Source organism: Ktedonobacter racemifer DSM 44963, from assembly GCF_000178855.1.
GTDB classification, from domain to species: Bacteria; Chloroflexota; Ktedonobacteria; order Ktedonobacterales; family Ktedonobacteraceae; genus Ktedonobacter; species Ktedonobacter racemifer.
The window spans coordinates 2,186,533-2,206,066 of the sequence record NZ_ADVG01000004.1 but is presented as its reverse complement, the minus strand read 5'-3'; the positions used below and the strand labels follow the sequence as shown (position 1 = coordinate 2,206,066).

General features: G+C 52.8%; 16 protein-coding genes and 1 pseudogene. 11 read left to right on the top strand and 6 right to left on the bottom strand.

Annotated elements, in window-relative coordinates; genetic code table 11:
- Positions 1-108: 108 nt before the first annotated feature.
- On the bottom strand, positions 109-627 hold the full coding sequence (locus KRAC_RS51365) for a DUF1269 domain-containing protein (protein WP_007920892.1): 519 nt from the start codon (positions 625-627) through the stop codon (positions 109-111).
- Between the two features lie 239 nt (positions 628-866).
- Between KRAC_RS51365 and KRAC_RS51360 the strand changes: the two genes are divergently transcribed.
- Positions 867-1,985, top strand: a complete 1,119-nt coding sequence (locus tag KRAC_RS51360) for an AI-2E family transporter (protein WP_007920891.1) — start codon at positions 867-869, stop codon at positions 1,983-1,985.
- 8 nt (positions 1,986-1,993) lie between these two features.
- Here KRAC_RS51360 and KRAC_RS51355 read toward each other — a convergent pair whose 3' ends face one another.
- Positions 1,994-2,203: a hypothetical protein gene (locus KRAC_RS51355; protein ID WP_040447517.1), complete on the bottom strand. Its 210-nt coding sequence runs from the start codon at positions 2,201-2,203 to the stop codon at positions 1,994-1,996.
- A 543-nt stretch (positions 2,204-2,746) separates the two neighbouring features.
- Here KRAC_RS51355 and KRAC_RS51350 point away from each other — a divergent pair.
- Both KRAC_RS51350 and KRAC_RS51345 read left to right on the top strand, forming a co-directional pair.
- Positions 2,747-3,616 carry a GNAT family N-acetyltransferase gene (locus KRAC_RS51350; RefSeq protein ID WP_007920888.1) on the top strand — a complete coding sequence of 290 codons (870 nt, stop codon included), beginning with the start codon at positions 2,747-2,749 and terminating at the stop codon, positions 3,614-3,616.
- A gap of 124 nt (positions 3,617-3,740) precedes the next feature.
- Entirely contained in the window at positions 3,741-4,304 is a 564-nt protein-coding gene (locus KRAC_RS51345) for a GNAT family N-acetyltransferase (protein WP_007920886.1), read from the top strand.
- Here the strand turns inward: KRAC_RS51345 and KRAC_RS51340 are convergent.
- Positions 4,301-4,810: a MaoC family dehydratase gene (locus tag KRAC_RS51340; RefSeq protein ID WP_007920883.1), complete on the bottom strand. Its 510-nt coding sequence runs from the start codon at positions 4,808-4,810 to the stop codon at positions 4,301-4,303. The genes KRAC_RS51345 and KRAC_RS51340 overlap by 4 nt on opposite strands.
- Before the next feature lie 156 nt (positions 4,811-4,966).
- A complete protein-coding gene (gene thrS / locus KRAC_RS51335; RefSeq protein WP_007920882.1) occupies positions 4,967-6,841 on the bottom strand; it encodes a threonine--tRNA ligase in 1,875 nt (624 codons plus the stop codon).
- 1,030 nt (positions 6,842-7,871) lie between these two features.
- On the opposite strand from thrS, the gene KRAC_RS51330 reads away from it, so the two are divergent.
- From KRAC_RS51330 to KRAC_RS51300, 6 genes are all read left to right on the top strand, one after another.
- Positions 7,872-8,369: a DUF4395 domain-containing protein gene (locus tag KRAC_RS51330; RefSeq protein ID WP_007920880.1), complete on the top strand. Its 498-nt coding sequence runs from the start codon at positions 7,872-7,874 to the stop codon at positions 8,367-8,369.
- A gap of 6 nt (positions 8,370-8,375) precedes the next feature.
- The gene (locus tag KRAC_RS51325) at positions 8,376-8,864 is read left to right on the top strand and encodes a thioredoxin family protein (RefSeq protein WP_007920874.1); all 489 of its coding nucleotides are present in this window, start codon (positions 8,376-8,378) and stop codon (positions 8,862-8,864) included.
- 511 nt (positions 8,865-9,375) lie between these two features.
- Positions 9,376-11,103: a serine/threonine protein kinase gene (locus tag KRAC_RS51315; protein ID WP_007920872.1), complete on the top strand. Its 1,728-nt coding sequence runs from the start codon at positions 9,376-9,378 to the stop codon at positions 11,101-11,103.
- Between the two features lie 82 nt (positions 11,104-11,185).
- Positions 11,186-12,781 carry a serine/threonine protein kinase gene (locus tag KRAC_RS64255; protein WP_007920870.1) on the top strand — a complete coding sequence of 532 codons (1,596 nt, stop codon included), beginning with the start codon at positions 11,186-11,188 and terminating at the stop codon, positions 12,779-12,781.
- Positions 12,782-12,816: 35 nt separating this feature from the next.
- Positions 12,817-14,463, top strand: coding sequence for a serine/threonine protein kinase (locus KRAC_RS64250; RefSeq protein ID WP_007920868.1), 1,647 nt, complete (start codon positions 12,817-12,819; stop codon positions 14,461-14,463).
- The gene (locus KRAC_RS51300; RefSeq protein ID WP_007920866.1) at positions 14,456-15,367 is read left to right on the top strand and encodes a hypothetical protein; all 912 of its coding nucleotides are present in this window, start codon (positions 14,456-14,458) and stop codon (positions 15,365-15,367) included. The genes KRAC_RS64250 and KRAC_RS51300 overlap by 8 nt, the downstream gene beginning before the upstream one ends.
- A gap of 11 nt (positions 15,368-15,378) precedes the next feature.
- Here KRAC_RS51300 and fxsT read toward each other — a convergent pair whose 3' ends face one another.
- Positions 15,379-17,931, bottom strand: a complete 2,553-nt coding sequence (gene fxsT / locus KRAC_RS51295; protein ID WP_007920865.1) for an FxSxx-COOH system tetratricopeptide repeat protein — start codon at positions 17,929-17,931, stop codon at positions 15,379-15,381.
- A gap of 210 nt (positions 17,932-18,141) precedes the next feature.
- On the opposite strand from fxsT, the gene KRAC_RS51290 reads away from it, so the two are divergent.
- Both KRAC_RS51290 and KRAC_RS51285 read left to right on the top strand, forming a co-directional pair.
- Positions 18,142-18,354 (top strand): hypothetical protein, encoded by a 213-nt coding sequence (locus KRAC_RS51290; protein WP_007920863.1) that lies wholly within the window; start codon positions 18,142-18,144, stop codon positions 18,352-18,354.
- Between the two features lie 217 nt (positions 18,355-18,571).
- The gene (locus KRAC_RS51285) at positions 18,572-19,315 is read left to right on the top strand and encodes a lantibiotic dehydratase (protein ID WP_083815193.1); all 744 of its coding nucleotides are present in this window, start codon (positions 18,572-18,574) and stop codon (positions 19,313-19,315) included.
- On the opposite strand, the pseudogene KRAC_RS80430 reads toward KRAC_RS51285, so the two are convergent.
- Positions 19,273-19,398 (bottom strand): annotated as a pseudogene (locus KRAC_RS80430) (epoxide hydrolase); the annotation flags it as partial. The gene KRAC_RS51285 and the pseudogene KRAC_RS80430 overlap by 43 nt on opposite strands.
- Between the last annotated feature and the right edge of the window lie 136 nt (positions 19,399-19,534).

Here is a 19,534-nt window from a genome sequence, read left to right as displayed (position 1 = left end):
CTACCTGGCTTAACAAAATATGTACATACAGCTCTATTGTATCGCACGGTCAGGTGCAACAAGAAGCGCGAGGCCAGTGGCCTCGCGCTTCTTGTTGCACCTGACTCTTTACTGAGCGCGGGCTGAACCGAGCATTTCACGCAACTGGGCCTCGTCCTGACTTGAAAGTGAGGTCTGGATGACCTGGAACTGGATATCTTTAATTTGAGGTATGATCTTGTCCATGACCGCCTCACGTGTCAACAAGAAGAGCGCGGCCTCTCCAGGTTGAATCGCGTTGGAGACCTGCTTGATAAAATTATCGTCAATGCCGATATCGGCCATTTTTCCGGAGAGGGCACCCGCCCCGGCTCCTATCGCCATACCAACCAATGGATTAAGAAAGAGCATGCCAACCAGCAGTCCCCAGAAGGCACCTCCCATCGCTCCAGCGCCCACCAGGTTGTGCGCCTGGCGGATCTTGGGACGCCCATCGGCTCTGCGCGTGACCAGAGCGGCATCATCACATTTAATTAACTTCTGGGTCTGTAGTTGGGTTATGACATCAAGCATACGCTGGGCAGTTGCTTCATCAATAAACTTGAGCACGAAAAGATTTTCCTTGGAACCTCCTGCTGGGGCTTGCATAGCGCTTTATCTCCTTGTGTGTCGCTTTTTAGGGTAGAGGATATTCCCTCTACCTTCTCCACTATAATGAGCATCTCCCCATATGCCATCACATATTAGGAGTATTTCTCCTGCCCCTTTGGAGTGATCTCTTCAGCACAGGTAGGGTGCGTGTTTGGTAAGGCAGTACAATAGAAGTATCCCAACGTAAACGTTTGCCATAAAGGCTGGAACTTTCCTCAGTAAGGAGCGATTCCGCAATGCCTATGCGTGTTTCTTCAGAGAGCGAGGCAACAACTATCGATCTCTGGCGCAAACGATTCTTCGTTTCAGTGACGCTCTTAACCTGGCTGGTTATAGTTGGTATTCTTGCGCGCTTTATTGGACTTATCGCGGGTCCCATCATCTTGCTCACGCTTGCGGGGCTTATCGCCTATATCATTCATCCTCTGGTGAAAATCCTGGAGCGTGTGTTGCCCCGGCCCCTGGCGATTGCCGTGGTCTTTCTGGCGCTGCTGCTACTCCTGGTCTCTCTCCTGTATTTTGTGATACTCGCAGCCATTCAGCAGCTCGCCTCCCTTGTCACTTCGTTACAGACCTTTGTGCAGCATCCCACCTTTCAGAAGCAGCTCCAGCCGATCTTTCACTTTCTGACCCAGATCGGCTCCTCTCCACAGCAGTTAGTGAGCGCGCTCCAGCAGGTCGCGGGCTATCTACAGGGCGCCGTTTTTAATATTCTTCCCTTTATCAGCAACCTGTTCGCGATCATCATCAACGTCATTATCTTAACCTCATTCTGTCTGTACTTCTTAATCGATGGATCACGGGCAGTACACTGGTTCAGGCAAAACACGCCGCAGCGCTTCAAAGCAAAGATAAACTTCTTTATCAATACGCTTGAACGCTCGTTTGGAGGCTATGTCCGGGGGCAGATCATATTGGCCGTCATTATTACGCTGATTACTGCGGTTGGGGCCTCGTTTATTGGTGTCCCCTTTATCATCCTGTTGGCAATCATCGTCTTTGTCTTTGAGTTCGTACCTATTATTGGGGCCTATATTTCGGGTACGATTGGCGTGCTTTTTGCCCTCGCGAACGGCTGGCATACGGCACTGATCATGGCCATTTTCGTGACGATCATCAACGGCGTTCTGGAGGGACAGATCCTGGCTCCTCGTATCCTGGGGCATGCTATCGGCCTGCACCCTATCATCTCTATCTTTGCCTTGCTCATAGGTAGCAGCCTCTTCGGAATTATTGGCGCGGTTCTGGCGGCGCCCATAGCCGGTCTCTGCCAGGCCTTGATCCAGGCCTGCTGGTCAAATTGGCGCACCACCCATCCCGAAGAATTTTCTCCTGAAACCCCAGAGGAGACTTAAATGAGAGGCTACTTTCTCTCTGCCTCTATACGTGCTACCTCGACGCGTGCTCGCTGTACCTCGCGCACGATGAAGTATGTTGCTGTAGCCCAGGCCACTGATGCAACCACTGATGCCAGGGGAACCGTAAGCGCCAGCAGTTCGCCCACACTATGTCTTTGCTGATCCTGAATATATGTCTCTCTTGAGGATTTGCTATCAACACTGCTATTTTTCATGCTCGCTTGCTCTCTTTCTTATGTTATCTCTGCTCAGAGCGGCTTCTCGCCTAAACCGATCACGCCTGGCATCTCCAAGCACAACCTTATCGTACCTGATCGGTATCGGGTCTGGCAAGATATCCTTTGAGGCAAGCTTACAAGCCAAAATCTGCTACAATTTTGTTGTAAAAAGCCCGGCAATATGCTATTATGAGCGAGTTCAAGGCGTTTTGATAAAAGAAAGGGGCACGATTCATGAAAAACACATTCTGCTATACGAGGTTGTGCAGCCTTTCCGCGATAAGAGCGTAAGTAATACCCGCGTTAGACATCCATATATTCGTTTGTCCACATCTGATAACTCGGCACGTCTCATCACCTTTGTTCCTCGCGGAAGCACTTCTACAAAAGGCATTCAGCTATTTTTAGCTATGCAGCTTTAGCCTTATTCAGCACATCCTCTCTATACAAACCTTCTTCCTGGCACTTATCCGGGTCGTTGCATGCCCAAAAGTACTTGAAAGTAAAAGATCAACTTTTTGAGAAGAGGAATCACACTTTATGATACAGCATCAAGCACAAGATGTAATTAAAGCTGAGATCGCTCCAGCAGATCATGCCGACGTTAAGGCTTTGCTGGATCTCTGTGCTCAGCATGATGGCCTGGCTTTGGCAGTCAATGTAGATAACCTGACGCATGAACCTGGCAATGGCTTCCTCTACTACAGAGGAGGGCAGCTTATTGGGGTCGCTTTTCTCTTTGGCGAGTGGACCATTGAGGTTATTGGCGCGATCCATCCTGCATATCGTCGCCAGGGCGTAGGGCGGCGCCTGTTAGACGCGATCAAAAACTACTGTCGGAAGCAGGCCAAAGAAGGATTGACCATTATTGGCGTGGGTGGATGGGAGGCTGGCAAGGCCTTTATTCATGCTGCTGGAGGAACCTATACCCTTTCAGAGTACCATATGGAACTGGCCACTACTGACATTAAGCGACCAGCGGTGTGGCGTGATGGCCTTACTCTGCGCCAGGCAACTCCTACTCAAGCCGCACAGGTAAGTGGGATTGCCATTCAGGCCTTTGGCGATGCCGAAGAGGAGGTTGCTCCATGGGTGGCAAAAGCTATTCTTAAACCCGCGCGCCGTTTCTTTCTAGTTACCCTAGACTCTAGTAAGGCAGTAGGCTGTATCAGCACAGTCGCTGAAGGAGACGGACAGGTAGATATTACTGCCTTTGGTATCCTCCCGTCTTTCCAGGGAAAGGGCCTGGGGCGCCAGGTTCTCACTATGACAGTGGAGATGCTACTGGCTGAAGGCTCGCAGCGCATCGGGCTCGATGTGGAGACCGAGAATAGCCACGCCCTTGGCCTCTACCAGTCCTGCGGCTTCCAACAAACACGCGTTGATCACTACTACCAACTGCAGCTATGATTTTAATCAACAAATTTTTCATATCTTTTGTGTCTAGTTTCTAGCTGCCCCTAAGCCCTTTGAGGCTATAGGACCCCCCCTCCTATGATCAGTTCAAGTTTGCTAATTGAAAGGATTCTGTCTAATGTCTTCTCAGCCCACACTACACATCGCTGTAGATAACGATATCCAACTTCGCCTGCTTGAGCTTCATCATGCGCAGGTCTACAATGACCTGATCAACCGCAACAGAGAGGCTCTGGTAGCCTGGATGCCCTGGGCAGCGTATGAAAATTCTCTTGAGCAAACGCAGAGCTTTCTCCAATACAAGCTGCGCCAGTTTGCTGATGGCAAAGGCGCTCAGTTCGGTCTCTGGTATCAGGATCAGCTTGTAGGTGCGCTGGGACTCAACGACCTTGATAGAGAGGATAGCAAGGTCGAGATTGGGTACTGGATCGATACCTCTATGCAGGGCAAGGGGCTTGTGACTAGGGCCAGCCGTGCTCTTATCGCCTATGCCTTCCATGAGTATGGCTTAAATAAGATCGAGATTCACTGCGCGACTGCTAATAAGCGCAGTCGCGCAGTTGCGGAACGCCTGGGATTTCTCCACGAAGGCACAATTCGCCAAGCCCAGCGACTAGGTGACCACTTCGTTGATATGGCTATTTATGGCATGCTAGCAAGCGATTGGAGAGAGGGGTGCTAAGCATCTCCACTTTCGGGCGTCAGGCGCGGTATCTCTGGCGCCCGCCCACGTTTGTAGACCATCAGAGTGCGCTTAAAAGTAATTACAACCTTGCCATCCTGGTTATAGCCCGTGGTCTTTACAGCGATAATCCCAACATCCGGGCGTGAGCGTGACTCACGCTTCTCCAGCACCTCTGATTGTGAGTAGATGGTATCGCCCTCAAATACAGGATGTGGCAGACGAACTTCATCCCAGCCCAGGTTGGCAAAGACATTTTGCGAGATATCCGTCACGCTCTGGCCTGTCACAAGTGCCAGGGTAAAGGTCGAATCAACAAGCGGCTTGCCAAAGGCTGTCTGCGCCGCGTAGTGATGATCAAAGTGAATAGGAGCAGTGTTCTGCGTCAGGAGGGAGAACCACATGTTGTCAGTCGTGGTCACGGTTCTTCCAAGCGGATGCTGGTAGATATCGCCTATCTCAAAGTCCTCAAAAAAGCGACCACGCCAGCCTTCTTTTGTTGCCATGAAGTAGTCCTTTCTTAAAAGAGCCTTCGCGCCTGCGGCGCTCAGGCAGTAAGGGTGTATAGGTGAAAAACGGCTTTGCCGTTTTTCACCTATACACCCTTACCCAGTTTGGCTATTTGTGTGTTTTATCCCTTACACGGTTTGGGACCTGGCGAGCTATTCGCGTGGGAGATCGTTGCGCGTGAGAATTTCCTGCTTGATACGCTCAGCGAGGGCGCTCACGGAGAGCGTTCCCAGGTTGACGCCGCTGCGATGGCGTACGTTGACCTCACCGTTCTCGGCCTCTTTATCACCGAGGACGAGCATGTACGGGACCTTCTGGAGTTGCGCGTTGCGGATCTTCTTCTGCATGGATTCACGCGCCTCGTCAACCTCTACGCGAATCGACTCGCGCGCTGAGGAGAGACGTACATCCAGCAGGGACTGTTTCACCTGGTAGGCGTAGTCGAGATGGCGATCCGCGATGGGAATGATCATGGCCTGCACTGGTGAGAGCCACGTGGGGAAGGCACCCGCGTAATGCTCGATCAAGACCGACATGAAGCGCTCAACGGAACCCAACACGGCGCGGTGCAGCATGACCGGGCGCGCGGCATGACCATCAGGTCCCATGTACTCCAGGTTGAAGCGCTCAGGCAGATTAAAGTCGAGCTGGATCGTCGCGAGCTGCCACGTGCGCTCAAGGGCGTCCAGGGCCGTGAAGTCGATCTTAGGACCATAGAACGCGGCCTCACCCACCTCTTCTACCCATTCGATGCCCTTCATGCGCAGGACGGCGCGCAACTGCTCCTGGGCGCTATTCCAGAGTTCGGGCGTGCCCAGGTATTTCTCAGGATGCTCCTCGTCCCAGAGCGAGAGGCGCACCGCGAGCGTCATACCAAAGGGCTTGTAGAAGTTCTCGATGATCGAGTAGATACGCAATACCTCTTCCTGCACCTGGTCAGGCGTACAGAAGACGTGCGCGTCATCCTGCGTGATCGCTCGTACACGCGAGAGACCATGCAGCGTTCCCGGCAGCTCATCACGATAAACCGTCGTGACCTCGCTCAGGCGAATGGGCAGCTCACGATAGCTGCGCATGCGGCTGGCGTAGATCTGCGTGTGGTGCGGGCAGTTCATGGGCTTCATACAAAAGTCTTCGCCGCTCTTGCCACTCACATGGAAGATGTCTTCCTGGAACTTCTCCCAGTGTCCCGACGTCTTGTAGAGATCGTTCTTCGTGATGTGCGGAATATGCACACGCTGGTAGCCCAGGGGCTCCTGCAAGGACTGCACAAACTCCTCCAGCAGGTCGCGCACCAGCGTTCCCTTGGGCGTGAAGAGGGGTAGACCACCACCGACGAGATCAGAGAAGGCAAACAGGTCTAGCTCCTGGCCCAATCTGCGATGATCGCGCTTCTTCGACTCTTCGAGCAGCCAGAGGTAGTGATCCAGCTCTTCTTTCGTATTGAAGGCCGTACCATATAAGCGCTGGAGTTGCGGATTGTTTTCATTGCCACGCCAGTATGCGCCCGCGATGCTCATGAGCTTGAAGACGCCGATGTGCGTCGTATCCTCGACGTGTGGTCCACGGCAGAGGTCCAGGAAGTGACCCGTCTGGTAGAAGGAGACGACCGTGCTTCCCTCCTGGCCCTCGCTCAAGCCTATGGCCTCGGCGTCGCCCGTTTCCTGCACAACCGCCGTGCTACCACGCTCCTTGAGCAAATTCAAGAGTTCTACTTTGTATGGCTGATTGCGTTTGCTCATCTCTTCGATGGCTTCATCGATGCCAACCTCAATACGATCATAGCCCAGTTTTTTATTCTTGAGCTCGCGCATCTTTTGCTCGATGCGCCCCAGGTCCTTGGGCGTCAAAGCCTCGGGAAGCTCAATATCGTAGTAGAAACCATTCTTAATCGCGGGACCCACACCAAATTTGGCCTCGGGCCAGAGCAATTGGACGGCGGCGGCCATCAAGTGCGCCGTTGAGTGGCGCATACGATCCAGGTCCTGCTGCGCCTGCTCTTTCTCTGCTGCAAGAGACGTGCTCATTCTCTATTCCTCTATCTTTGTTGTGTTTATTGTCTGCCAATGAATGCGTTACAAAAGTGGGCGAGAAAGCCCTGTGCCTTCCAGGCTGGGATGAATAGCCCGATAGTCATAAGAAAACCATGGCTCCTTGAAAAAACGTTCGCTCCCCAGTACACTTTGTGCAATGGTTTCTCTTCAGTGCTTCTTCCTTCGGGAAGGGGAACGTGCGGAGCTGCGCGTGGGTAGCACTGAAGCTCTTTTCCAACGTGCGAAAGACGAACACCTGTTCCGAAGCGAGGGTATCCCCATCGCCAGAGCACGTCTACCCGCAAGTCTTGGTGACCCTTGACTAGAGCTGTCTGTTCCACACGAGCAGGCAGAAGCGTTGAGGCAGATCAAGAACCCCTCTGATTCATCGGAGGGAGTCTCAGTTAGTGCAATCGTCAACTCTCTGCTTTTATACACTGGCACGAGAGGGCGCTAAAAAGATGCGCGGCGACCAACCAGTCCCGCTGCCGACGGTGAGTCGGCAGCGGCGATCCTCCTGCTGCTGAGAGCCCTGTCTCATGGTGCGTTCCTCCCAACAAAAAAACTCTTTCTCCCTCAATACAGGGACGAAAGAGTCACTCTTCCGTGGTTCCACCCACGTTCACTGGTTCGCTCTCACTAAACTATTCTTGCGAGAACCAGCCTTAAAGCCCGTTAACGGGGGCCTCCCGCTCTCGACTTTACGACGAGAGATAGCTTCTTGAGTGGTATCCATCGTGTGCGCATAGGACAAATTACAGCCAGGATTGTCCCTCTCTGAAAACGCGGGAAGACGATGACATTGTCTCAAGCAGTGCCTGCCTTACGGCTACGATTATACCATAGTCGCGAGAAAATGCAAGAACACGCCGGCGCCCTTAAGCTTGACATTCTCTCTTACAAAACTCTATAATACAGCACAATACTTTATATTGTTAATCTATTTAGTATACATTTTTCACAGCCCACATATATAGGCTCATACGGCTTCGTAGAAGCCGTTGTCCTTCAGGAGGATGCGTTCATGGCTACTCTTCCTTCGGCGCCGACATCCACAAGTGCTCCACGTGTTGACACCAATTTTGGCAAATTTTCTCAGGGCAGCACAGTGCTCCTTACGGCTCTGGCCTTCCTCTTTAATCTTCCTGTGCTAGTGCTGATTGCAACCATCATCATGGCCTGGAGCGCGATCTCGCCCTCTACCAGCCCTTATCGCCTGCTCTACCGGGGAGTAGTTGTGCCACTGGGCCTGCTCAAGCCACGCGTCGTCGAGGATGATCCTGCCCCTCATCGTTTTGCCCAGGGCATTGGCGCGGTGTTCCTCTTGCTCTCAAGTATCTTCCTCTTCTTAACGCACCTGAGCCTGCTCGGCTGGATTTTTGATTTGATCGTTCTGGTCCTGGCTGGCATTAACCTGACGGTTGGCTTCTGTATGGGATGCTTCGTCTATTATCATCTGGGCCGCTGGGGCATCCTCCCCCGCGTGCGCTATGAAGGCAACTTCCACTGGCGAGGAGTGTAGAGAAATATGTCTGACGTTGCACTACGCCTGGGTATCCTCTTGCTTGTAGGCATCGGTGCCTGGCTCCTGGTCTGGGTAGGCAAACGCTTTGTAGCGACACAGCGGGAGAGAGCACTGCATGCCGCACCTCTCTTTCCGCAAACACCGGTTGATGAGAAGAGCATGACCCCTGTCCGTATTCTGGCCTTTAGTAGCCCCGATTGCCACCAATGTCATCAACTTCAGGCTCCGGCGCTCCAGCGCCTCCTGGCAGCACGGGGAGAACAGGTCTCGGTGGTAGAGGTAGACGCCACCAGCGAGCATGAGCTTACCCAAACCTATCATGTACTGACCGTCCCCAGTACCGTCGTTCTAGACGCAAACGGAAAAGCGCACGCCGTTAATTATGGTTTTACGCCTACACCACGTCTTCTCAAGCAAGTTGATGATCTGTTGGCTACCAGAACATTTTCCCAGTCATCCCCATCATTTTTCCTTTCAACAAGCGTCGTTTGAGCAACATGGTTCTCTTCGATCAGTAAGTTGACAATATCTCTCAGCTTCCGATGCCTATTGCTGGTGAGAGGTGTGTGCAACGTGAGCTGATTGAACATGCTGCTAGAGCAGGTGCTGACTCCTCTCACCATTAATGTCTTCAGTTAACACAAACATGTATTGGCAGGAAAAGCAAAGATAGTGAGTATATAGGGTGCTTGGTGCAAAGTGGCCTGAAAGTGTCCTGCTCCTGTCCTGGTAGGATCTTCCTTTTCCTCGTACACTTCTAATACAGAAACCAGCGTTTCCTCGCCAGCGAAGAAGCAGAGGGCTTTTCGTAGACCATCTCCATGCCACACATGATGCCATTCATTTGCCTGAGCGCACACTAGCCACTGTTCAGAGTTAGCAAATGCTTTGACGACATGCCAAGTGAAGGCATCCCTTCCAGGGTGGAAGTGGCTGCTGTCAGAAGCAGAAGAGTATGACGGCGAATACCCTGCTCTACGATAGAAGGGATAGATAGAGCGTTATGGCAGGCCATGTTGATCATCAGATCGACCAGTATCACCTTATGCGTCTTCTAGAACAACGTGCTACGAGCGAAATCTACCTTGCACAGCTTCGTAATCAAGAAACACCTGTCGCCATACATTTGTTTCACAGCACTATCGAGAATGAAGATGCTCGCGAGCGTTTTCGGGCAGAGATAGAGCCCCTGATACGCTTGAAGCATCCTCATCTGCTATCGATTTATGACTATGGAGAAAAGGAGCACATTCCATACCTGGTCGTGGCTACTATGGCCGGAGAAACATTGCGTCAGCGCTATCCCCTGGAAAGCAAGGTTGAGCTCGCCGTTGTGCTCGATACTGTAAGCCAGGTTGCCAGCGCCCTCCAGTACATGCATGAGCATGGTTTGGTCCACCACGATATTCGCCCTGAACAGATATGGATTGACACAAACGATACTATGCTTCTTCGTCCACCGGAACTGACATCGCTCACGATGACAACGCAATTTCAAGAGCAAAGCAACCTGATAGAAATGGTTGCGTATCTGGCACCTGAACAGCGCCAGGGGCGCCCTGAACCAGCAAGTGACCAATATTCCCTGGCAGTTATTGCTTATGAGTTGCTGAGTGGCCATTTGCCTTTCCAGGGATCATTTATGGAGGTGATAAAGCAACAGGAGAGCGCTCCCCCACCTCCGCTTGATGCCTCACCTGACCTGCCACCTGGGATAAACGCGGTGCTCTCGCGAGCACTCAGCAAAAATCCAGCGGCACGCTTCCCCTCTATGCTGAGTTTTGTCGCTGCCTTGCAAGATGCTGCCGATGGCAAGGAAATCCAGGCGGTGACCTCTGGCGCGCTTGTTTCGAGCTACCAGGGACAAACCGGAGTTGGAGCGCCCCATACAGGCTCGGGATACGATCCAGCATCGCAGTCTCGCCAGTTCGAGGCAGGTACGGCAGCCTCGGGAAAACCCATGGTCTTGCCAGTCGTGCGTGGCCCTTTCCAGATCCGGGATCTGCGGGTAGTAGGTGTGTACTGTGCAATTGCCTTGCTCCTGCAAGGCCTGGTCTACCTGAGACTCTATAATGGCTTAAATGACTTTGTTACCAATATGAATGCTCAGGATCCAGCAGCCTTCTCAAACCTGTTAGCAGAGTATGCAGGAGCGATGATTGGCTTTGAGGTCATCACAGCTATACTCTCCTTCTTGACAAGCTACATGACCGGCCCGGTGTTTGGAGCATGGCGTGGGACTATTATCAATCTGATCTATTACACCGGTTCCACGCTTGGGTTACTGGCCGTGTTTCTTCTAATCGATCCCGCAAACCAGAGCGCCTCGGATCCCACGAATCTTGCGCCTGGCACAATCAAATTTTACCTGAAGATACCCTCTCCAGCACAGGTGCTCATTCCCCTGGCGATCTCGCTCCTGGGATCGATGGCCTTTGCCTTTGTGGTAGGCAAAGTGTATGAGCGGCGCAAGAAGCGCAACCTGTTCATTTCCTGGGGTATCTATACCCTGGCGGTCCTGGGTATGATTCTCTGGACTAATATTGCTTATGCCCTTGCTGCGCCACTGCTAGGAAATTTACAGCAAACCCTGACCATTGGAGTTATTGGCCAGACTCCCTGGATCTCGCTGATCATCGTACCACCATTGATGGTAGGCCTGGAAGCCATTATCCAGGCTATCGTGCTTAGTCATCAACGGCGCAGGCAAGCTTCGATCCAGTCTGTATAACTTCTTCACTAAACCCAACTTCATTGGCGTGACCAGGGCTAACGTGCTCAGGGTTTCGCAGAGGCAATCAGAGGCACGACTCATGATCGACGACAATCTGAATGACCTGCCAGACCTGCATGCCTTTCGTTTATTGCAGCGAATAGGGAGAGGCGGTTTTGCAGATGTCTACCTTGCCAGGCAGGAGCACCTGGATATGCTGGTCGCTATCAAGCTATTGCATAACCGCCTGGATGGCGAGGACAAGCTTGATAGCTTTCGTCAGGAAGCACGCTTGATTGCTCAGCTTGAGCATCCCCATATCGTACGTGTGCTTGACTTTGGGATTGTGGAACATACCCCTTACCTGGTAATGAACTATGCATCAGGAGGGACGCTGCGACAACGCGTCCCCAGAGGTAGTTGCGTACCCCTGCCACAGGTTGTCGAGTATGTAAGCCAGGTTGCCGATGCGCTCCAGTGCGCTCACCAGCATCACGTTGTGCACCGTGATGTGAAGCCAGAGAACATTCTCTTTGGGCGTCATGGGCAATTGCTCTTGAGTGATTTTGGCATTGCGATCATGGTTCAGGATCCCTCATCTGAAGGCCACCATGTAGCAGGCACAGCAGCTTATATGGCCCCTGAACAGGTGCAGAGGCGACCGGAGCCAGCAAGCGATCAGTATGCGCTGGCTGTCATAGCCTATGAATGGCTCTGCGGGGAACGACCATTTCAGGGATCATCAACGCAGACGATGCTGCAACATCTATCAGCTCCCCCACCATCGTTTCCTCCATCTCTTGCGATACCACAAGAGGTGGAGCACGTCATACACAAAGCGTTGGCGAAGGAGCCCACAGAACGTTTTACTTCGGTACTTGAGTTCGCGCAGGCTCTCCGAAAAGCGAGCGCCTTGCCTGCCTCCGCCTTTGTTGCTGTGCCTGATCAGTACCAACAGGATCAGCAAATTGCTCATCTGGAAACTACTGTATCCGACGTGAACGTCGCCGCTTTGACCGGCGCACTCTATCTCTCACCTGGTGAAGAGAGGCCAGAACATACCGCTATTTTCCCTCTCCAGCGAGAGGCGTTCGGGCGTGGTGGCGTTCTCGTAACCCTGGTGGCCTGTGTCTTCCCACTGTTGCTTCTGCTCCCAACGTTGATTGGAGATGGTGCTCTCTACTCATACCTGAACGAGAATCAGTTGCCCTCACTCTGTCTTCTCGCCTGGCTTCTGCTTATCGGTCCGGTATTGGGAAGCAGACGCGCGCCACTGGTGGTCGCGTTTGTCTATAGCCTTGTTTTGACGCCACTGCTGTTACAAGGGCGCATTCCCCTCTTCACCGCTCTAGGTACGACGCTGGCACAGATTGTCATAACCGCCGGAGCAGGGGCCTGGCAGGAGCGCAAAATAGCGTATCAGTTTCTGTCATCATTGCTGCTTACCCTTGTAAGTATGGTCGCTTCAATCTCGCTCAATTCATTCATTTTTCGGCAACCGCTTTATTGTCCGTTTATCAGTATCTCAATATCTCATCCAACATCATTAACAATTCTACCAATTGCAGCGTCGCTGCTGGCCGCGAGCCTGGAGTGGATAGTGTCTACCTCTATGCCATCATTGCGCCGCTTGCCATTGCCACAAGTGAAGGCTCAGCAGCATCGAAGTGACATCCATGATCAGCGGACACAATAGCTGCTGAGAGTCTGCTTATCTGGAGAGAAGGAAGAATGGTCAACTATAAAGAACATCTTGGTAACTATCGCCTGCTCAAACTACTGGGTGAGAGCAAACTTGCCCGGGTGTACCTGGCTGAGCACATACATCTGGGCACCCAGGCCGTGATCAAAGTATTGCATGCGCAGGAATTGCAAAAGGAGCACAGAGAGCTTTTTGAGCAAGAGGCTTATATCTTGGCTCGCCTGGAGCATCCCCATATCATGCGCATACTAAATTTTGATCTTGATGAGGGAACACCCTTCCTGGTTATGTCCTATGCTCCAGGAGGCTCGCTCCAAATGCGTCACCCCTCTGGCACTCGCGTACCTCTGACCCAGGTGAATAACTATGTTCAGCAGATAGCGGCAGCGTTGCAATACGCACATGAACAAAAGATTATCCATCGGAATGTCAAACCCAAAAATCTTCTGATAGGGGCGCATGGGGAAATTCTTCTGACTGACTTTAGCATTGCCTCGCAGAGTCGGAGTATGACCGGTGGAATTGTCGGTACACCAACCTATGCTGCCCCTGAGCAGATGTACCAGCAAGCCGTAGCCGCCAGCGACCAGTATGCGCTCGGCATTATCGTCTATGAGTGGCTATGTGGACACGTCCCCTTTCAAGGTACCTTCGCGGAAATACTCTCCCAGCATTATTCTGCGCCCGTGCCTTCTCTTCGTCAGCAGACAGGGCTCTCATCAGCCGTTGAACACGTTGTGCTAAGAGCGCTGGAGAAGGAGCCAGAGCAGCGTTTCCCCTCGCTCCAGGCATTTGCGAAGGCGTTTCAGGACGCGGTCGATCAGCAGGAACGGGCCGCGAGAAGGATCAGCGAAGGGAAAGGGGATGAGCCATCTTCGGCGGAGCAGACCGCGATGGTGCTGAGAGATACCGATGAAGAAGATACGGACGAAAGTGAACAATCACCCGCTTATACACCTTCTCAGCCTCTCGTTGAGGACAATATAAAGCATTTCCCGCTCTTTCGCGGTGCACCCCGCTGGCGTGACATACTGGTCATCCCAGGATATATAGTGAGCCTTGCGCTACTCATCCTGCTGGCCTATGTATTGAGACCACCCACATCTTCAGGTGCGGCTACACCGGGTGGGGCTCTCTCTCCCGAGGGTTTAAATGTCGTCTTGTTTATTTTTCTCTTATGGGTATTCGTTGGCACCTGGATGTTACTAGCTGGTGCCATGCTTGGCTGGTGGCGGGGATGCTGTGCCATGTTTCTCACGGGTTTGCTGCTCTACATCTTGTATCCCCAGGCGTTGGGACCCATCCTGGTGTTTACAAGTACCACGCTATTGTGTGCCTGCTTAAGCGGTGTTTTATTGGAATATCGTCAATATCGTCGGCAGCGCAGCTTCCTGGCGAGTTGGGGCATTCTGAGCCTGGCCTTTGTTCTCTCCTCTTCGTGGATGATGTTCCTCTTGGAAATCGTGGGGGGACCTTTTCTCTCTCCCACACTTCGTATAGGGGAGGGCGGCTGGATGTTTATGAATGGGCCAATTGCTGCCCTGGTTATGTCTGCCATAGACTGCGCGCACTGTCTTGGCGGCGGCCTCTTTCTGGCACCACTGGTTGCCGGGATTGAGGTTGGATTGGCGCAGTTAGACAACTTCAGAAAGGTAAGAATGATAGAAAATGAATAGTATATCATCGGCTATGGCTATGCGATTTGATCCATCGCAGCGGTGGAAGAGCTTGAGTGTCCTATGGTCTGTCGTGCAGGTCTTTCTTTTCGGCGTGAGTATCCTTCTCTTGTTGCTTATGGTGAGTTTCAATCTGCAAATTCTTCCTGAGCGAGGGCAGATAGAATTCGCCTTCATAGTCATTGTCGTCCCCATACTCCTGATTCTTAGTATTGTTCAGGCTCAACGCTCATATTACCAGGGCGTCTCACGCCGCCAGCAGATCCTCAGTGGGGAGTGGCAGGAACGCGCGCAATTTCAGCCCGCGCAGAACCAGGATGTTTTGGAGTCAACGCCGATATGGCTGGGCATTCGTCTCAACCTGGCACCAATCATCTTAAACTTCATTCTCATTCTCCTATGTTTTGGGGCCATCCTCCTATTACTCTGGTCACTTTACTCCACCTGGGCCACCTTGCTGAACGACTATGGCGGCACAGCGACAGCACTGGATACCTGGCTCAGGTTTGTCGTTCTTGCAATCATCTTGTGGGTAGCCTGGACCGCCCTGGGAGTCTTTGTAAACTTGAGGATGCGTCGCTGGCTCTGTCCAGAGCTTGAAGCGACGGAGGAAGGCTTGACAGCCTGGTATCCTGGCGGGGAAGTGATTCTCCTATGGGGCGACGTTCGCTACTTCGCGCTTGTCAAACAACATAAATCATCATCAGATCCAAACAACTGGACCTACGAAATCGGCGATGGCGAGAAGAGTATTCGCTGGCAGCAGCCATACGTAGCAAAGCGCATGTACTCACTCTACGTCTCAGAGCTCCCGCGAGACCAGTATGAGCAAGAGTTTGCCAATCTCCTCTCACTGATCGCAACGCAAACGAGTCGGCCACTGCTTGACATGCATTTAAAGTAATATTATACAGATCAGGCATCCATGCGGCTAGTTTCTGGGGAGGGCAGGCCTTGCTCTGCTCCTCCCTGTTTCTGCGCAAGTTGAGCGTAGAGTTCCCGAGTCGTGACTGTTTTAGGGTGTTCCTCTCCCAAAGACTGTGAGCGAATCTCCAGGGCTCGCTCAGCAAAGGAGAGCGCTTTGCGCAAGTCGCCCTGCTTCTGCGAGAAGATGGCCATGTCATGCAATGTTTGCGCCGTCTCTGGATGCTGCTGCCCAAGCTGCTGCTCTCGGATGGAGAGTGTCTGCTGATAGAGGGGCTCCGCTTCCGCGTACTTGCCCTGATCACGTGCGAGGTTCGCTAGTTCATTGAGTACCAGAGCTACATAGGGATGATCTGCTCCCTGGCTCTGTTCCCAAATATGCAACACTCTTTGATAGAGCGCCTCCGCTTCTGCAAATTTGCCCTGATTTTGATAGAGTGTGGCCAGGCTATTAAGTGTTTCAGCAACACTAGGGTGATCAGGGCCATGAGCCTGTACACGAAGGTGAAGGACCCGTTGATAGAGTGATTCTGCCTCAGCATATTTCTCCTGTATTAGGCTGAGTTCAGCCAGGTTATGGAGTGCTTGGGCTACATCGGGATGCTCAGATCCCTTGCTCTGCTCCCAGATGTGCAATGCGCGCTGAAAAAGGGGCTCAGCCTCCGCATATTTGCCCTGTTCTGCATAGAGAATTGCCAGGTTATTGAGTGGGTAAGCAATATTCGGGTGATCGGGATTCAGAGCCTGCTCCCAGATATGCAACGCGCGCTGAAGGAGCGGTTCCGCCTCGGCATACTTGCCCATCTTCCAATAGAGAAGTGCCAGATAATTCAGCGTCGTGGCCACATCAGGATGATCCATATCCAAGGTCTTTCCCCTGATGAGCAATGCACGCTGAAGGAGCGGTTCCGCCTCGGCATACTTGCCCATCTTCCAGTAGAGGACTGCCAGATTATGGAGCACGCTGGCTGTTTCATAGTGATCTGGCCCTAGTATCTGCTCCCGGATATGTAATGCGCGCTGATAATATGGCTTTGCCTCTCCATATTGTCCACGTTCCCGCAAATACTGAGCTGTCTTGTAGGCTAGGGAAGCCAGAGCGAGAGAGTCTTCAGAGTCTCCAGCTCGATGTAAACAGAGCAGCACATGCGATATCAATCGATCACACTGCTTCTTCCAGGTGGTATACTCTTTCATCGGTTGCTCTTCTGGAAACACCGCGTCGAGCGCTTCAACAACGCGCGAGGCCCACTCTTTCCGCTCTGCCTCCGTCATAATATCCAGGAGGACCGCCTGCACGAGCCGATGGATGGACAACGCCTGCGCCTCTGGTTGGCGCAACAGCAAGGAATAGGAGCATGCGACGGCAACCACCTGGTTCCAGTCCAGTGCGTCACCACAGGCGGCCTCCAGCATTGCGCCAAGATGCCTCGCTCCCTGGCGAAAGAGTTCATCGGGAATAGCGTCTGGTTGGAGTAGCGCGCAGACTCGCAAAAGGTCCCATACCACCGGGTGGCGTTGAGCCGTTACCGTGATTGCCAGGGTAAACGTGGTGGAAACGGACGCCGGATGATCAAGCGCCCCCTCTCCTCGTTGTTGGAGCAGAATGGCACGCCGTGTGCGAAAGAGATCCAGGTAGGCTGGCAGACCGCACTGCGTTTCTTCCAGGTAGGCCCCCGCCTGATCGAGCGCCAGGGGCAATCCTCCCGTGGCTGTGACCAGTTCCACCCCCGCCGCATACTGAAGAGACATTTGCGTAGAGAGCTGACGCACCTGCTCGCTGGTGGCTTGCGCTTTCACTACTTTGGCGCGACGCAAGAGAAAGAGTATTCCTTCCTCATGCTCCATGGGCAACAGATTTATGCCTTCCGCAGATGTTCCCAGCGTCCGCAGGCGTGTCGTGAACAGGATTGCTCCTTGCCGTGCGGGCGGGAGGAAGCGCTTCAACATACCCAGGTCTTCTACATTATCGCAGATCAATAGCCACCGATCATGAGTCGTGAACCAGTGGTGGACTGCTGTGATCACCTGCTGCTGGTCCTTACCGTCTCGCTCAGGTACCTGAAGGGATTCAGCAATACGTAGCAGACCGAATATGATGCTCTCAGCAGTCTCTGCCCCGATCCAGAAGACCGCCTGGTACTCCTGCGCGTAGCGATAGGCATATTCCAATGCAATTTGTGTCTTGCCGACTCCACCAAGCCCCTGGAGAGCATACGCCTGAGTGAATGCAATCTGCTCAACGTAGAGGGACGTATGGAGTGTCGTGAGGATCTCTTCTCGACCCGTGAAGAAGGGGTTGCGCGGATAGGGGACGTTCCAGAGAGGCTCATGAGGGGTCTGCGTCTCCTCATCCTCAAAAAGCGCTTCGGAGCGAAGGCCGAAAAAGCGACTAAGCTGGAGCCGGACCGAGGCTTGAGGAAGAGCCTGCCCTTGTTCCCAACGACGGATACTTCTGGCGGAGATCGCCAGAGCCTCTGCTAGAGCTTCTTGCGATAAGTGAAGGCGCAAGCGCTCCTGACGCAACCGGTTCCCGAAGTGCATGGATACGTTTCATCCTTCCACATATGCAGCATGGGCTGACGACATTCAAGACTATTCATACAGTATAAACAAAGGAAATCGGCAAGTAAAGCTATTGGGGCAAAATGTCCAGAAGTGTCCTCCTCCTGTCCCGGTCAAAACCGCCCTTTCCCCATACACTTGAGATGTTACATGTTGGTTAATCTCTACAGAGAAAGGCAGGAAGTGAGTATGACTTTGAAGAATAAGGATCTCCGTGATGATTGTGATGCGTTCGAAGTGGATCTAGATCGAAGTGATGATGGCTTTGAATTAGACCTGCGGGTCTACGCTCACCAGGCAGTCGAGTGGTTAACGCAACCAGACAACCCGGTCATGCCTCTGGTCGTCCTTGGAGTCGCGATAGGATTAGGGATACATCACCCCAATATAGCCTGCTGCTAAGAGCCTGGAAATGAACCACTGTCTTCTCCCTTCTCTGTATCATCCACAAAACGCTGTGGCAGAGAGAAATTTCCAAAGCTCCCTCCTTCTGGAGATCTGGATGCAGAAATCGAGAGGACACCACCGCTAAACAAGAGTAGTGCCGCGTTCCTCATTAGCGCTATTATTAAAAATAAAGCGATGTGGCTCTACGAGTCCATCCCTTTTGTTATCACCAATGAGGAACATAGCAGTAGGCGTGGCAAGTCGCTCGCTCTTCGATGCCATTGAGCGCCAAGCGCTCAGCCCTCGCGCTTCCTTACGCCGCGACAACAAGCTGCTGCGCTATCTTATTCGCATGTCTACCCTACCTACTCCCTACGGGCTCTTTGCTGGAGTGGCTCTAGGAGACTGGGGGCTGCGACGAATCTGTCCATTGCTCATCCCCATGGCGCACCTTCAAGTAGGCCTGGATATGGGGTGGCTGATGCCTCTCGTCTGGAGGCTAGAGGCGAGCCCACAAGTGCGCTGCCATCTGCGCGTCTTCGCCAATTCTGCTGCCTACTTCCGCACCGGGCAGGTGTTTCTACATGAGCGAGGGACCGCTGATGCCTCAGACGAGATGCACGAAGTTTCTTTGCGCGCGACACGTGTCGTGAAACATACGCTTGAAGTAGCACGCCACTCTATCGCTTACACTGATCTCACAGCACCTTTGCTGGCATCAATCCCAGGGGCGACCGAGGAGAAAGTAGAAGCGCTCCTCACGCTCTTATGGCAACGCCTCACAGATCTCCGTCCGCCGCTCACAGGAGAGGCTCATCCAGCCTCTTATCTCCAGCGTCGCCTCGCAGCTCTTCCTCCAACGACCGCCCTGGCCGAGCAACTGGCAGCCATTCTTAAGCTGCTATTTGACACGCTGTATGAGAAACACTGGACAAGGCGACGCATCAGCTCAGCCCAGGCACGGGCTGTCCAGTAGCGATTCCAACTCTGCTGTCGTGTTGATCCAGAGAACCTAAAGCCGGGAAGCGAGGGGATGATCAGGTGGAAGGCCTGGTTTTTCTTCCCTCCATAAGAAGTGGAATGATTTCTGTTATTCGACATCACCCCAGAACCCTGATGTCATTTTACTTCCACGCTCAGATCTCTCTCGCTTCGCTGATATTGTGTGTTCTTCGGCTTAAAATGTGCAAAGTCC

Excerpts from the sequence above, each read along its gene's own strand:
- KRAC_RS51365 (WP_007920892.1), bottom strand. The coding sequence starts at position 627 with ATGCAAGCCCCAGCAGGAGGTTCCAAGGAAAATCTTTTCGTGCTCAAG.
- KRAC_RS51360 (WP_007920891.1), top strand. The coding sequence starts at position 867 with ATGCCTATGCGTGTTTCTTCAGAGAGCGAGGCAACAACTATCGATCTC.
- KRAC_RS51355 (WP_040447517.1), bottom strand. The coding sequence starts at position 2,203 with ATGAAAAATAGCAGTGTTGATAGCAAATCCTCAAGAGAGACATATATT.
- KRAC_RS51350 (WP_007920888.1), top strand. The coding sequence starts at position 2,747 with ATGATACAGCATCAAGCACAAGATGTAATTAAAGCTGAGATCGCTCCA.
- KRAC_RS51345 (WP_007920886.1), top strand. The coding sequence starts at position 3,741 with ATGTCTTCTCAGCCCACACTACACATCGCTGTAGATAACGATATCCAA.
- KRAC_RS51340 (WP_007920883.1), bottom strand. The coding sequence starts at position 4,810 with ATGGCAACAAAAGAAGGCTGGCGTGGTCGCTTTTTTGAGGACTTTGAG.
- thrS (WP_007920882.1), bottom strand. The coding sequence starts at position 6,841 with ATGAGCACGTCTCTTGCAGCAGAGAAAGAGCAGGCGCAGCAGGACCTG.
- KRAC_RS51330 (WP_007920880.1), top strand. The coding sequence starts at position 7,872 with ATGGCTACTCTTCCTTCGGCGCCGACATCCACAAGTGCTCCACGTGTT.
- KRAC_RS51325 (WP_007920874.1), top strand. The coding sequence starts at position 8,376 with ATGTCTGACGTTGCACTACGCCTGGGTATCCTCTTGCTTGTAGGCATC.
- KRAC_RS51315 (WP_007920872.1), top strand. The coding sequence starts at position 9,376 with ATGGCAGGCCATGTTGATCATCAGATCGACCAGTATCACCTTATGCGT.
- KRAC_RS64255 (WP_007920870.1), top strand. The coding sequence starts at position 11,186 with ATGATCGACGACAATCTGAATGACCTGCCAGACCTGCATGCCTTTCGT.
- KRAC_RS64250 (WP_007920868.1), top strand. The coding sequence starts at position 12,817 with ATGGTCAACTATAAAGAACATCTTGGTAACTATCGCCTGCTCAAACTA.
- KRAC_RS51300 (WP_007920866.1), top strand. The coding sequence starts at position 14,456 with ATGAATAGTATATCATCGGCTATGGCTATGCGATTTGATCCATCGCAG.
- fxsT (WP_007920865.1), bottom strand. The coding sequence starts at position 17,931 with ATGCACTTCGGGAACCGGTTGCGTCAGGAGCGCTTGCGCCTTCACTTA.
- KRAC_RS51290 (WP_007920863.1), top strand. The coding sequence starts at position 18,142 with ATGACTTTGAAGAATAAGGATCTCCGTGATGATTGTGATGCGTTCGAA.
- KRAC_RS51285 (WP_083815193.1), top strand. The coding sequence starts at position 18,572 with ATGAGGAACATAGCAGTAGGCGTGGCAAGTCGCTCGCTCTTCGATGCC.